Below are 12,712 nucleotides of genomic sequence, written 5' to 3'. Positions count from 1 at the left end.
AGATTCTATTGTTTCTGACTTTCTAACGGTATTCCTTCTTTGAAGAACTTTTCTTTCTGTAAGTCTTTCAGCCAATTTTCGGCAGCGTTGTAATAATTTTCAAGTCCGAGTACAAGTTCCCCTTTCTCACTCACCGGTTCTTCTTTCCTGGCATTCGCCTTTCGGGTTTTTAAGAAAGCCTGCAGATAACGTTCGGCCGATTTGTTGTCTTTGAGTTGATATGAATAGTTCCAGGCGATGTCATAAAGAAGTTTATGGTTCGTCTTGTCATATTTGTACAGTTCTCTGAGAGCCTGGATTTGCTTTGGAGTATCCTGAGCCAGTTTACAACAATCCACCAAGCCTTTGTAAAGTCGGATCATGGTGCTGTCTTTGGGAATGGTCAGTTCGATAGCTTTCTCCAGGTGTTCGATGCCTTCTTTTTTCCAGGAAGTCTTGGCGCAGCAACGTCCCAGATAATAGAGCAGATTGGGATTTTCTTCCATCTCTTTTTGCAGTTTGCTGAAACACGCGTGCGCTTCGTAATAATATTCATCTGCGTAATAGCTGACTCCCAGGTAGTATAAGGTCTGTGTACTGCTGTCCCCCTGTTGGCACAGCTTTTCATAGCGCTTGATGGCTGTCGGATATTGTTCGGCGTGGCAGTAGGCGAGAGCGTTTTGCTGGTTGACAATCAGGTTGGTGGAGTCCCGTTCCCTATAGCGTTCGGTAGCTTGGATGGCATATTCGGGATATCCAGCCACAATGTTCAGGTTTCCGAGTTTGGCCGCAGCCAGATAATCGTCCGGATATTTATCCTGAATGACTTCATAGCAACCGATAGCCGGTAGTATCTGTTGCATCCCTTCAAGGCTTTGAGCCTGTAGGTGGAGCACTACGGCCGAACTGTCCGTTTCGGACATCATTGAACTTTCTCCAAAAGCCTCAGCATAGTTTTTGGTGTTGCAAAGCAGGTTGATGAATTGCAAACGGGCATACTTGTTTTTGGGATTCAGGCTGATGGCTTTCCGGTAGTAGTCCAGCGCATCGTTGTACTTGGCCATTGCTTTACAGCATTCCGCTGCTTCGATGTGTGCCTGTTGGTTGGTGGAGTCTTCCGCTATCACTTGGCGGATGGAACGTAGAGCTTCCGCATTGCTGCCGATTCCTTTCAGGGCTTTTGCTTTCTGCATTAACAGTGGGATGGTGGGAGGTTCCTTGTTTATCAGTTCAACGGCAGTCTCGTAGTCATAGTTTGCCATTGCTTCCTGAATTTTGTTTTGATTCTGGCCCATCAGTAGGGGACTGAGGCAAAGACAGAAAATAAGGAAGAGTGGTTTCATTGTTCTTGTTCTCATAGGACGTATTGTTTTATTGTCCGCAAGTTAGTAAAAATATCCATTCTACGAAAGGTTCGTAATATCTTTTAGATAGATTAACGCAAAAAAAAGACGCCCTTCTTTGCGAAAAGAAGGACGTCTACCTTACTAATGAAAAAATATCGTTTACATGAGGAATCCGAGCAGGATACCGGCAGCTACAGCCGAACCGATAACCCCCGCTACGTTAGGACCCATGGCGTGCATCAGCAGATAGTTGGTCGGATCATATTCCAAACCGATTACCTGTGAAATACGTGCCGAGTCGGGTACGGCGGATACACCTGCATTACCAATCAGCGGATTGATCTTATTGCCTTTCTTCAAGAATAGATTGAAGAATTTGACAAACATGACACCTGACGCTGTTGCGATGATGAAAGAGAATGCACCGAGGATAAAGATCAAGATAGAATCCCAGGTGAGGAATTGTGAAGCTTGGGTAGAAGCTCCCACAGTCAGTCCCAACAGGATAGTGATCACATCGATCAACGGACCACTGGCCGTATTTGCCAAACGACGGGTTACTCCACTTTCTTTCAGAAGATTACCGAAGAACAGCATACCCAGCAAAGGCAGACCCGAAGGAACCAGGAAGCATGTAAGCAACAGACCCACGATGGGGAAGATTACTTTTTCCGTATGCGATACTATTCTCGGTGGTTTCATGCGGATCAGACGCTCGTGTTTGGTGGTTAGCGCACGCATGATAGGTGGCTGTATCACCGGCACCAGCGCCATGTAAGAATAGGCTGACACAGCGATGGCACCCATCAGGTTGGGAGCCAGTTTGGACGAAAGGAAGATGGCCGTCGGTCCGTCGGCACCGCCAATGATACCGATAGCACCCGCCTGGTTGGGTTCGAATCCAATGAGCAGGGCAATGATATACGCGCCGAAGATACCGAATTGCGCGGCAGCTCCGATCAGCATCAATTTGGGGTTGGAGATCAGCGCCGAGAAGTCCGTCATGGCTCCGATACCCAGGAAAATGAGCGGCGGATACCAGCCGGAGGTTACTCCTTGATAAAGGATGTTCAGTACCGAACCTTCTTCGTAAATACCCACTTTTAATCCGGCTTCCATATTGAATGGAATATTACCGATCAGAATACCGAAGCCAATGGGGATCAGCAGCATCGGTTCAAATTCTTTGGCTACGGCAAGGTAGATAAAGAAGAGACCGATTAGCAACATGAAAAGATGTCCGGGTGTCGCGTTCGCAAAACCGGTGTATCCCCAGAAGTCAACAAGGTTATTCCCTAAGAATGATACGAAATCTCCCATAATTATTCAATGATTACGAGGTCTGTACCTTCAAGTACAGAATCTCCTTTATTAACTTTAATTTCTGCTACTTTTCCGTCTTTATTGGCATTGATGTTGTTTTCCATCTTCATAGCCTCAAGGATGATGATCGTCTGGCCTCTCTTCACGGTATCCCCTTCTTTCACTTTTATGTCGAGGATAACGCCCGGAAGCGGAGATTTCACACCGTCTTTTTTGGAAGCTGTCGGTTGTTTGGTTACTACCGGAGCACCTGTTTCCGTTTTCGGAGCGGCTGCCGGACGGGTCACCGGTTTCGGAGCGGCTTTGACGGGCTTGTCCAACTCTACTTTATAAGAGGTTCCGTTCACTTCAACGTTGGCTATGTTATCTTCTACATCGTTCACTGTAACGTTGTAAAGGTTGCCGTTGATTTTATATTTATATTGTTTCATTGCTTCATTTTATTAGGGTTAGTAATTATCTTTTCGGAGTCTGACGCAGTGTGTAGATCTTCGAACTCCAGGGTGAGTAGGTGCGTTTCACTTTGTTGATGGTCAAAATCATGTCTTCAACGTCGTGAGCGTCATTCAGGTATTCATGCAAAGCCATGGCGATTGCGGCGGTTTCTTCACCTGTGTGGCTACCCAGGTTCTTTTCCTTCGCTTCCGTCTTGTCGGTGATACCGGTGGCTTTCATCGCGTTTTTCTTACCCAATCTGACAGCTACGTTACCTACCGCCTTGAATGAAAGATACAAGAGTACCAAACCTATGAATACGACCGACATGGCGATGATGGCCATACCGATACCGATAGAGTCGTGTTTCTTGAAGTTCTCGATCTTCGGGTTTTTGTCGATAGTCATATTGTTGGTGCTCGGAGTGACATAGCTGTGTTCTCCTTCACCTTTTACTACCCAGTTGGCACTTCCGTCTTTTTCGCGAGCGTATGAACGGTCGGCAAGCTGACCGGCGGGTATGGTTACTTCGTCAATCAGAGTTTTACCGTTAGAGTCATACAAAGCAATGTAATTCTCTTTGTTCGGGTCGAGCGTAAAGTTCACGTGGAATGTACCCCGGTTAGGCATTCCGTCTGCCCAGAACAAAGCATGTTGGCGCGGCTTGATCAGAGTCAGCACGTCGCCTTTGGGAATAGGATATTTGGTCGGATTGTTTTTATCGTTCGTCAGAAAGCAACCTTCCAGATTTACAGAAGCGAAAGAGGTGTTGAATATCTCTATCCACGCATTGTGCAGTCCGTAGTCATCCTGATAGTTCTGGTCGTTGACGACCAAAACCTCATTGATTCTCAGACTGGTGGCACTTTGCGCCCTGAGCCCCATGCAAACCATTGCCAGCAGAGCGATAAATATCCCGATTCTTTTCTTATTCATAACAATCGATGTTTAATTTGTTACAATGGAATATTACCGTGCTTTTTAGCAGGGTTGGTTAATTTTTTGGTCTGCAGCTGTTGCAGGGCGCGGATCACGCGGAAACGAGTGTTTCTCGGTTCGATAACATCGTCGATGTAACCGTATTTGGCTGCATTGTACGGGTTGGCGAACAGTTTAGTGTACTCGGCTTCCTTGTCTGCCAGGAATTGAGCAGGGTTTTCCTGATCTTTGGCTTCTTTGGCATACAATACCGCTACTGCACCGGCACCGCCCATTACGGCGATTTCGGCTGTCGGCCATGCATAGTTCATGTCGCCGCGGAGTTGCTTGCAACTCATTACGATGTGCGAACCACCGTAAGATTTACGCAGGGTAACAGTTACCTTGGGCACAGTGGCTTCACCATAAGCGTACAGCAACTTGGCTCCGTGAAGGATTACACCATTATATTCCTGACCCGTACCCGGAAGGAATCCCGGAACGTCTACCAATGTCACCAGCGGAATGTTGAATGCGTCGCAGAAGCGAACGAAGCGTGCACCTTTGCGTGAAGCATTGCTGTCGAGTACTCCGGCGAGGTATTTAGGCTGATTGGCAACCACACCTACCGATTGTCCGTTCATACGGGCAAAACCGATAATAAGATTTTTCGCATAGTCTTTCTGTACTTCCAGGAATTCTCCGTTATCGATGATGGCGCCGATCACTTCGTACATATCGTACGGTTTGTTCGGGCTGTCGGGGATGATCTCGTTCAGCAGGTCGTCCATACGGTCGATGGGGTCGGTACAGTTCACCAATGGAGCTTCTTCCAGGTTGTTTTGCGGAATAAAGCTGAGAAGCTTGCGAATAATCGCCAGACCTTCTTCACCGGTTTCGGCAGTGAAGTGAGTTACACCGGACTTGCTGGCATGTACGCTTGCACCACCCAGATCTTCCTGAGACACGTCTTCACCCGTTACTGTTTTCACAACAGCCGGTCCGGTGAGGAACATGTAAGATGTACCTTCCGTCATCAGCGTGAAGTCCGTCAGGGCGGGAGAGTAAACCGCACCGCCGGCACACGGACCGAAAATACCTGAAATCTGTGGGATGACACCCGAAGCCATGATGTTGCGCTGGAAGATTTCAGCATAACCGGACAGGGCGTTGATGCCTTCCTGAATACGTGCGCCACCCGAGTCGTTGATACCGATAACAGGGGCACCCATCTTCATGGCCATATCCATTACTTTACAGATCTTTTGTGCCATGGTTTCCGACAGTGAACCACCGAATACTGTGAAATCTTGTGCGAAAACATATACTAATCTACCTTCTATCGTTCCATAACCGGTTACCACACCGTCGCCGAGGAAATGTTTTTTCTCTTGTCCGAAATTGGTACATCTGTGTTGAACAAACATATCCAGTTCTTCGAAACTACCTTCGTCAAGCAACTGTGCAATACGCTCGCGGGCTGTATATTTGCCTTTGGCGTGTTGTTTTTCAATAGCCTTTTCGCCACCACCTAAACGAGCCTGAGCACGAAGTTCAATAAGCTCTTTTACTTTTTCAAGCTGGTTACTCATGAGTTTTTCTTAATTTAAAGGGTTATAATATTTACAACCGGACGATTGACAACCCGGATGGGGAATTTAATGCAAAGAAAAATTCCGTTTGTCCGTGGCGCGGATCGTCCGAATCGTACATCTTTTTAGTGTTCGCAGAGTTCTGTCAGTACGCCCAGAGTTGATTTCGGGTGAAGGAAAGCAATGTTCAGGCCTTCGGCACCTTTGCGCGGAGCTTTGTCGATCAGGCGGATCTCTTTGCTTTCGGCTTCGGCCAGGGCATTGGCTACGCCGTCTTCAATGGCGAATGCTACGTGATGAACACCTGCACCTTTGTTTTCAATGAATTTCGCGATGGTACTTTCCGGACATGTGGGTTCCAGTAATTCGATTTTGGTATCACCTACTTTCAGGAAGGCTGTTCTTACTTTTTGATCTTCTACAGTTTCGATGTTGTAGCATTTCAAACCTAAAACGTTTTCATAATACGGAAGGGCTTCTTCGATACTTTTTACGGCAATGCCCAAATGTTCAATGTGTGAAATCTTCATAACTATATTTTTAAATTTTGGTATTAATCGTCTTTTCGGAATGGTATAAAACAGCACAAAGAAAATCAATTCTTGTTTAATAAAGAAATTTTTCTGCAATTAATTATGGTGAAAATAGGTTTAAAACCTAAGGTGCATGGGTTTAAAAGGCAGGTATCGTTGGTTTAAAACCTAAGGGGGGTGGTTTAAAAGACGGAGAGGGTTGGCGCTGATCCCTGAGACAGGCGGATGTTCAGACGTATATTTTGATCAGCAGGTCGTTCAGCCATTGCCAGCGGAAACGGAACCATCGCCGGGTGCTGCTTTGCTTGCCACCGAAGCGGAGCACGAAGTCACGATAGCCGTGCTTCTTAAATGGGAGTCCGGCGTCCATGAACTCCATGTGGCGGAATCCGTTTTGATGGGCATCCTGGAGGGCTTTCCATACAGCCAGTATACCCGGGTATTGCAAGGCATAGGTCTTTCGCATACCTCCCGAAAACCAGAGATAGGCATCGTTTCCCGAATAGATACAGGCAGAGCCTCCGATAATTTTGTCTTTGTAGCGGACGATGAAAATCTTTGCCTGCCGGCTGTGAATCAGCCGGGTGTCCATGTGTTGGAAAAAGATGATGTTGGGAAAATGTTTACGGATGCGGGACGAATAGAGATGCCTCAGCATATTCGAAAATTCGCGTATCTCTTCTACCGTACGTGCCTCGTCTACTTTTGCTCCGTTTTTCAGGCCTTTTTTGATCTGGCGGATACGGGAGGGGCTGAAACGCTGTTCGGCGTTTTCGATGCCGTGAAGCGAGTTTCGTACCCGCAGCCAGTTGACAGGGAAGTATCTGTTGGACCGGAAATATTTGTAGCCGAACATGGCGTTCTCCAGATTGCGGAATTCTATTAGAAACGAGTTCCGCAAAGCCTCCGTGGTGAGGTGCTCCAGCATTTCGCCGAATATCCTTTCCTTGTCGGCTTCCGCTATCAGATATTCGCCCGTGCCATAGATTTCGCAGCGTTTGATGAAAGCGGGAGGAAATATGCGGATGCTTTTGCGGATGGCAGCAAGCAGTCGCGCAACGGGTTTTCCGTCTTCCGAAGCCATAATCAGGAGTGGGGTGTAGCCCGGAGTTTCTTCGTAGATCTGAAATAGCTCTTTCGAATGAAACGTATTGGTTCCGGGAAAATCCGGAATCTCACTTCCTTGGTAATATGTAGTCAGTTTTAATGGCATATCGGGACAAATTTACATTTTTTATTTCTCTTTACAACATTTGCAGGGCTTATTTTGTTGAGCTGTCGTTTTGTGACTATCTTTGTGGAGATACTACAATAAAATCCGTTTTTGATTATGTTAGAAGAAATTCTTGAATTCAACAAAAAGTTCGTTGAGAACAGGGGATACGAAAAGTATATCACTAACAAGTATCCTGATAAGAAAATCGCCATCCTTTCCTGTATGGATACCCGCCTGACAGAACTGTTGCCCGCCGCTTTGGGGATTCACAACGGAGACGTAAAGATTATAAAGAATGCCGGTGCCGTCATTTCCCATCCTTTCGGCAGTGTCATCCGTAGTCTGCTGGTGGCTATCATCGAGTTGGGAGTAGAAGAAGTGATGGTCATTGCCCATTCTGATTGCGGTGCTTGCCACATGAACAGCGACGAAATGATAGCTCACATGAAAAAGCGGGGAATCAAGTCCGAAACAATCGACATGATACGCTACTGCGGGGTCGATTTTAATTCGTGGCTGGGCGGATTCGACGATCCGGTGAAGTCCGTCAGGGGCACGGTTCGTTCCATAGAGAACCATCCGCTTATTCCGAAAGATGTCCGGGTGCATGGTTTTATCATCGATTCACTGACCGGCGAGTTGACGAGAGTGGAATAAATTGCCTATCTTTGCGCTCGAATCGCCACGGAGCGCGCCGATTCATGCAAAGTCCTGCAGGGCATACCTTATATAGACGGGCATGCCGGGCGGTACCTCGGTTCGCGTGTGTTTGTGCATTCTATGGTGACTGGCGGTATATTCAAATAATGCAAAGTATAGATACATGGAAAATTTCAGTGAACTAATAAAAAATCGCCGCAGCATGCGGAAATTTACCGGAGAAGAACTTTCTCAGGAAGATGTAGTCGCTTTGCTGAAAGCGGCCCTGATGGCTCCTACTTCAAAGCGCAGTAACAGCTGGCAATTTATTGCAGTCGATGATAAAAAGTTGCTCAGTGAACTTTCACATTGCAAAGAGCAGGCTTCGGCCTTTATTGCCGACGCGGCATTGGCCATTGTCGTTACTGCCGATCCCTTGGCGAGCGATGTATGGATTGAGGACGCTTCCATTGCCTCTATTATGATTCAGCTTCAGGCCGAAGACTTGGGATTGGGAAGTTGCTGGGTGCAGGTGCGTGAGCGATATACTGCCACCGGGATGCCTTCCGATGAATTTGTGCGCGGTGTGCTCGACATTCCTTTGCAGTTGCAGGTGTTGTCCGTCATAGCGATCGGGCATAAAGGGATGGAACGTAAACCCTTTAATGAAGACCATTTGCAATGGGAAAAAATCCATATTAATAAGTTCGGAGGTAAGTAACGGTGAGTGCGGTAAAAGCAAACAATAAAGATACCTACAAAGCCACAGCAGTCACCCTTATTGTGATGGGGGTGCTCTATCTGATCGACAAACTGATACACTTTTCCACTTTGGGGATACCCTGGGTGATGAATAAGGATAATCTTTTGCTTTACACTGCGGTGATTTTCCTGTTTATTAAGCGGGATAAATCCGTCGGCTTGGTATTGCTCGGATTGTGGTTGGTGCTGAACATCGGCCTGATTGTTTCGTTGCTTGGTTCGATGTCCGGTTATCTGCTGCCTTTGGCTTTATTGATAATCGGAGGTATATTGTATTTGATTTCAACACGATGAAAAGAAGTATAGAAGATACGCCGATCGTATTTATCGGTGCCGGAAATCTTGCCACTAATCTGGCAAAAGCCTTATATCGGAAAGGTTTTCGTATCGTACAGGTGTATAGCCGTACGGAAGAGTCGGCCCGCGAGCTGGCACAGAAAGTGGAAGCCGAATATACGACAGACCTCGCAGAGGTGAACCCGTATGCGAAGCTGTATATTGTTTCACTGAAAGATTCCGCCTTTGCCGAACTTCTTCAGGGCATTGTCGAAGGTAAGCGGGAAGAGGCATTGATGGTGCATACGGCAGGTAGCATCCCGATGAATGTCTGGGAAGGACATGTCTCGCATTACGGTGTGTTCTATCCCATGCAGACTTTCAGCAAGCAGCGGGAGGTAGATTTTAAGGAGATTCCTTTCTTCATAGAGGCTTCTTCGGCAGAAGATGCCGCGTTTCTGAAAGCCATTGCCTCTACACTGTCCAACCGTGTGTACGATGCCGACTCGGAGCAGCGTAAAAGTCTCCATCTGGCTGCCGTGTTTACATGTAACTTCACCAATCACATGTATGCCCTTGCTGCCGAGTTGCTTAAGAAATACAATCTGCCGTTTGACGTGATGTTGCCGTTGATTGATGAAACCGCCCGTAAGGTGCACGAACTGGAACCTAAGACGGCCCAGACCGGGCCGGCCATCCGTTATGACGAGAATGTGATCGGCAATCACTTGCGGATGCTTGCCGATGATCCTGCCATGCAGCGGTTATACGAGTTGCTTAGCCGAAGCATTCACGAAAGACAATAATCCCGAAACATTAAATAAAAATGAGCACAATCAATTACGACCTTACCCGGATAAAGGCACTTGCTTTCGATGTAGACGGAGTGCTGAGCGCCAATGTCATCCCTTTGCATCCGTCGGGTGAACCGATGCGTACGGTAAATGTAAAAGACGGTTATGCCATCCAATTGGCCGTAAAAAAAGGGCTTCGTATCGCTATTATTACAGGTGGGCGGAGCGATGTCGTGCGGAAACGTTTTATCGGGTTGGGGGTATCCGATCTGTACTTCGGCTCTGCGGTGAAGATACACGATTATCGTGGTTTCCGTGACAAACACGGACTTACGGACGAGGAGATACTCTACATGGGCGATGACGTTCCCGATATGGAAGTGATGCGTGAGTGCGGATTGCCCTGCTGTCCCAAAGATGCGGTTCCCGAGGTGAAAGCGATTGCCCGTTACATTTCGTATGCCGATGGAGGATACGGCTGTGGACGCGATGTGGTGGAGCAGGTGCTTAAAGCACAAGGCCAATGGTTGTCCGATGATGCTTTCGGATGGTGATTTCCAGTATATACCTTATTTATTTATCAGTATGCTTGCTAACTTAGATCGTTATAAAATCGTATTGGCCTCTAATTCTCCGCGTCGGAAAGAGCTGATGACGGGCTTGGGTGTCGATTATGTAGTAAAAACTTTGCCGGATGTGGACGAATCTTATCCCGATACGTTGCAAGGTGAAGAGATTCCTCTTTTCATAGCCCGTGAGAAGGCAGCCGCCTATCAGTCGATGATCGGACCGGAAGAGCTTTTGATCACAGCCGATACCATTGTCTGGCATGAAGGCAAAGCGCTCGGCAAACCTGTCGGAAGGCAGGATGCCATAGAGATGTTGCGGAGCCTCTCCGGTAAATCGCACCAAGTGATTACCGGTGTGTGTCTCACTACCCGAGAATGGCAAAAATGTTTCGCTGCCGTGACGGATGTCCGTTTTGCGATTCTTGATGAAGATGAAATCGCTTATTATGTCGATCACTATCAGCCCATGGACAAAGCCGGTTCGTATGGTGTGCAGGAGTGGATCGGTTTTGTCGGAGTAGAATCCATATCCGGCAGCTACTTCAATGTAATGGGACTTCCCATTCAGAAATTATACAGAGAATTGAAACAACTATAGAGAGTGTGCCGAAACTCGTATATACAACGGAGTAGCACAGAGTCTCACAGAGTAGATTTATTCTCTAAAGAACTTTTATAAAAAACTCTGTGTTGCCTTGTGGTGAATTATGCCTTCCTTGTAGGTCGCATGATTCCGTATGGCGACTCCCTCCGTGGAAGGAGAAGAGTGCCATGCGAAATTATAGTTTGATCATTTGTTTTCTGTATTTTCTTTCTCCATTTCGATATTGATAATTGTGTTATCCCATTTGTTCATCTTTTGCGTACCCAAATCTACCAGAAAGCCCGGCCAAAATAGAATGTTCCACAGGCAGGCATTGTTAAATGTAGATTCCAGGACAAAGGGAGTCGTTTGGTACCCTTCCTTTTTGGCTACTAGTTGTTTGTCTTCCCTTTTCTTTTTGATTTGTACAGTGACACTATTGTCTTCTTTGATTTCCGCTATTTTCTGTTTGGTCGATGCTTCGTAGATTTTAGTTCCATTCATTCCCGTAAAGGTGATATCTTGTTTGGAACTGCTGAATAATGTACAGCATGATGAAAATGAAATACAGACGGATAGCAATAATAAAATCTTTTTCATAATCTAAGTTTTTAATGTGATATAATTGTTTTCTTTGGTCTAATTATTTTTTTCGGATCGAGGATGCTCTTCTTCTGTGTGTGCTACTGTTATGGGAGGAACTTTTATTGCCTGTGGCAGGTGTCTTGATCCTGATAAATGGCTTTCAGTAAGCGTGCTCCCAGCAGCGGACGATAATGACCGGGTTCGTAATAATGATGTATGTCGGCTGTGTATTCGTTGATTCCCGTGAAATCCCAGACAGCGGAATCACCCAGTATAGCCTTCAATATTTTTATGTCTTCCCGGCTGGTCTTTTTCTGATAGTAATCCGGACCGATGATGAACTTCAGGTTCGTGTGGTGCTTATCGCAGATTTTTTTGATGGAGCGAAGTACCTGAATCTGGCTGGCAAATATAACAGGAAGTTCTTCCATACCCGCATTCGTTCGCTTCTTGAATTCTTTTTCATGACGGCTCCAGTATATTTCGCCATCTTGCGCGATCTCTTTTTCTCTGGGATTGATAAAATTGTTCGTGTAAGGCTCCCTGACGGGATCTCCCGGATTTATAACCCCTTTCATATAAGGAGCATACTTATGTCGGATCAGATAATCTATGTAAGGAATCATTCTGTCCGGATAAAGGAACTCCTGCAGGAATCTCAACTGGAATCCCAATTGGCTGATGCCGGCTGCTTCGGCCGAAAACAGATGATTGTTGCCCGATAAAGGAGCGTTTTTGTCCAGTGATTTTTTATCCAGAACGATCAGTATATTTTTCAGGGGTGCACCTACAGAGTCGAGCAGCTGAAGCTTTTGACGGACGCCACCCAGGCTTTCTCCGTTGTCATAGAAGCGTACGGCATGGTCGTTCTTATCCAGGTATTTTTCCCATTCTCCTGTCAGGAATGCCATGGTACAGGAGTTGCCGAGTATAAAGGAGTTATAGGCTATCGAATCGCGATTCTGCAGATAATTCTGCCATCCCACATGGGCTTCGTTGAGTAGCATGGGAGAGTCGTCGAATCGTTTGTAGGGGTGTAATACCCTATAAGGATCAAACATAAAATAGACAACCACTATCGGGATCAGCGGCAGGATCAGTAAAAGCAACTTCAGGCAAAAACGTGTCTTGGGGGAGATTCTCGATGAATGATGTAGCATGC

Annotated in this window: 15 protein-coding genes; 6 read left to right on the top strand and 9 right to left on the bottom strand. The window is 46.5% G+C overall.

The window, feature by feature from the left end:
- Window positions 1–5: 5 nt before the first annotated feature.
- The 7 genes from BSHG_RS02990 to BSHG_RS03020 form a co-directional block, all read right to left on the bottom strand.
- Window positions 6–1,337, bottom strand: coding sequence for a tetratricopeptide repeat protein (locus BSHG_RS02990; protein WP_005798885.1), 1,332 nt, complete (start codon window positions 1,335–1,337; stop codon window positions 6–8).
- 147 nt (window positions 1,338–1,484) lie between these two features.
- Window positions 1,485–2,645, bottom strand: a complete 1,161-nt coding sequence (locus BSHG_RS02995) for a sodium ion-translocating decarboxylase subunit beta (RefSeq protein ID WP_005789543.1) — start codon at window positions 2,643–2,645, stop codon at window positions 1,485–1,487.
- Between the two features lie 2 nt (window positions 2,646–2,647).
- Window positions 2,648–3,079: an acetyl-CoA carboxylase biotin carboxyl carrier protein gene (locus BSHG_RS03000; RefSeq protein WP_005789540.1), complete on the bottom strand. Its 432-nt coding sequence runs from the start codon at window positions 3,077–3,079 to the stop codon at window positions 2,648–2,650.
- 25 nt (window positions 3,080–3,104) lie between these two features.
- Window positions 3,105–4,019 carry an OadG family transporter subunit gene (locus tag BSHG_RS03005; protein WP_005798883.1) on the bottom strand — a complete coding sequence of 305 codons (915 nt, stop codon included), beginning with the start codon at window positions 4,017–4,019 and terminating at the stop codon, window positions 3,105–3,107.
- A gap of 20 nt (window positions 4,020–4,039) precedes the next feature.
- Window positions 4,040–5,593, bottom strand: coding sequence for an acyl-CoA carboxylase subunit beta (locus BSHG_RS03010; RefSeq protein WP_005780626.1), 1,554 nt, complete (start codon window positions 5,591–5,593; stop codon window positions 4,040–4,042).
- Window positions 5,594–5,718: 125 nt separating this feature from the next.
- The gene (mce, locus tag BSHG_RS03015; RefSeq protein ID WP_005789532.1) at window positions 5,719–6,123 is read right to left on the bottom strand and encodes a methylmalonyl-CoA epimerase; all 405 of its coding nucleotides are present in this window, start codon (window positions 6,121–6,123) and stop codon (window positions 5,719–5,721) included.
- 232 nt (window positions 6,124–6,355) lie between these two features.
- Window positions 6,356–7,339, bottom strand: coding sequence for a GNAT family N-acetyltransferase (locus BSHG_RS03020; protein ID WP_008661159.1), 984 nt, complete (start codon window positions 7,337–7,339; stop codon window positions 6,356–6,358).
- A 117-nt stretch (window positions 7,340–7,456) separates the two neighbouring features.
- Here BSHG_RS03020 and BSHG_RS03025 point away from each other — a divergent pair, with 117 nt between their 5' ends.
- The 6 genes from BSHG_RS03025 to BSHG_RS03050 all read left to right on the top strand — a co-directional run bounded on the left by BSHG_RS03025 (window position 7,457) and on the right by BSHG_RS03050 (window position 10,980).
- The gene (locus BSHG_RS03025) at window positions 7,457–7,999 is read left to right on the top strand and encodes a beta-class carbonic anhydrase (protein ID WP_005789526.1); all 543 of its coding nucleotides are present in this window, start codon (window positions 7,457–7,459) and stop codon (window positions 7,997–7,999) included.
- A gap of 166 nt (window positions 8,000–8,165) precedes the next feature.
- Window positions 8,166–8,702 carry a nitroreductase family protein gene (locus BSHG_RS03030; RefSeq protein ID WP_008769611.1) on the top strand — a complete coding sequence of 179 codons (537 nt, stop codon included), beginning with the start codon at window positions 8,166–8,168 and terminating at the stop codon, window positions 8,700–8,702.
- A 2-nt stretch (window positions 8,703–8,704) separates the two neighbouring features.
- The gene (locus BSHG_RS03035) at window positions 8,705–9,037 is read left to right on the top strand and encodes a hypothetical protein (RefSeq protein ID WP_005789521.1); all 333 of its coding nucleotides are present in this window, start codon (window positions 8,705–8,707) and stop codon (window positions 9,035–9,037) included.
- Window positions 9,034–9,825, top strand: coding sequence for a Rossmann-like and DUF2520 domain-containing protein (locus tag BSHG_RS03040; RefSeq protein WP_005789518.1), 792 nt, complete (start codon window positions 9,034–9,036; stop codon window positions 9,823–9,825). Before BSHG_RS03035 ends, BSHG_RS03040 begins: the two co-directional genes overlap by 4 nt.
- A gap of 20 nt (window positions 9,826–9,845) precedes the next feature.
- Window positions 9,846–10,367 carry a KdsC family phosphatase gene (locus BSHG_RS03045; protein WP_005802822.1) on the top strand — a complete coding sequence of 174 codons (522 nt, stop codon included), beginning with the start codon at window positions 9,846–9,848 and terminating at the stop codon, window positions 10,365–10,367.
- A gap of 31 nt (window positions 10,368–10,398) precedes the next feature.
- Window positions 10,399–10,980, top strand: a complete 582-nt coding sequence (locus BSHG_RS03050) for a Maf-like protein (protein ID WP_008769613.1) — start codon at window positions 10,399–10,401, stop codon at window positions 10,978–10,980.
- Window positions 10,981–11,172: 192 nt separating this feature from the next.
- On the opposite strand, the gene BSHG_RS03055 is transcribed toward BSHG_RS03050, so the two are convergent.
- A complete protein-coding gene (locus BSHG_RS03055; RefSeq protein ID WP_005789333.1) occupies window positions 11,173–11,565 on the bottom strand; it encodes a hypothetical protein in 393 nt (130 codons plus the stop codon).
- A 104-nt stretch (window positions 11,566–11,669) separates the two neighbouring features.
- Window positions 11,670–12,710: a hypothetical protein gene (locus tag BSHG_RS03060; protein WP_008661156.1), complete on the bottom strand. Its 1,041-nt coding sequence runs from the start codon at window positions 12,708–12,710 to the stop codon at window positions 11,670–11,672.
- Between the last annotated feature and the right edge of the window lie 2 nt (window positions 12,711–12,712).

Source organism: Bacteroides sp. 3_2_5 (assembly GCF_000159855.2).
In the GTDB taxonomy this organism is placed as follows: Bacteria; Bacteroidota; Bacteroidia; order Bacteroidales; family Bacteroidaceae; genus Bacteroides; species Bacteroides fragilis.
This window is presented reverse-complemented; position numbering and strand designations above follow the sequence as displayed.

Bases quoted from the DNA above. Each gene is read 5' to 3' on its own strand.
- BSHG_RS03010 (WP_005780626.1), bottom strand. From the start codon at position 5,593: ATGAGTAACCAGCTTGAAAAAGTAAAAGAGCTTATTGAACTTCGTGCT.
- mce (WP_005789532.1), bottom strand. From the start codon at position 6,123: ATGAAGATTTCACACATTGAACATTTGGGCATTGCCGTAAAAAGTATC.
- BSHG_RS03040 (WP_005789518.1), top strand. From the start codon at position 9,034: ATGAAAAGAAGTATAGAAGATACGCCGATCGTATTTATCGGTGCCGGA.
- BSHG_RS02995 (WP_005789543.1), bottom strand. From the start codon at position 2,645: ATGGGAGATTTCGTATCATTCTTAGGGAATAACCTTGTTGACTTCTGG.
- BSHG_RS03055 (WP_005789333.1), bottom strand. From the start codon at position 11,565: ATGAAAAAGATTTTATTATTGCTATCCGTCTGTATTTCATTTTCATCA.
- BSHG_RS03050 (WP_008769613.1), top strand. From the start codon at position 10,399: ATGCTTGCTAACTTAGATCGTTATAAAATCGTATTGGCCTCTAATTCT.
- BSHG_RS03005 (WP_005798883.1), bottom strand. From the start codon at position 4,019: ATGAATAAGAAAAGAATCGGGATATTTATCGCTCTGCTGGCAATGGTT.
- BSHG_RS02990 (WP_005798885.1), bottom strand. From the start codon at position 1,337: ATGAGAACAAGAACAATGAAACCACTCTTCCTTATTTTCTGTCTTTGC.
- BSHG_RS03030 (WP_008769611.1), top strand. From the start codon at position 8,166: ATGGAAAATTTCAGTGAACTAATAAAAAATCGCCGCAGCATGCGGAAA.
- BSHG_RS03045 (WP_005802822.1), top strand. From the start codon at position 9,846: ATGAGCACAATCAATTACGACCTTACCCGGATAAAGGCACTTGCTTTC.
- BSHG_RS03025 (WP_005789526.1), top strand. From the start codon at position 7,457: ATGTTAGAAGAAATTCTTGAATTCAACAAAAAGTTCGTTGAGAACAGG.
- BSHG_RS03000 (WP_005789540.1), bottom strand. From the start codon at position 3,079: ATGAAACAATATAAATATAAAATCAACGGCAACCTTTACAACGTTACA.
- BSHG_RS03060 (WP_008661156.1), bottom strand. From the start codon at position 12,710: ATGCTACATCATTCATCGAGAATCTCCCCCAAGACACGTTTTTGCCTG.
- BSHG_RS03020 (WP_008661159.1), bottom strand. From the start codon at position 7,339: ATGCCATTAAAACTGACTACATATTACCAAGGAAGTGAGATTCCGGAT.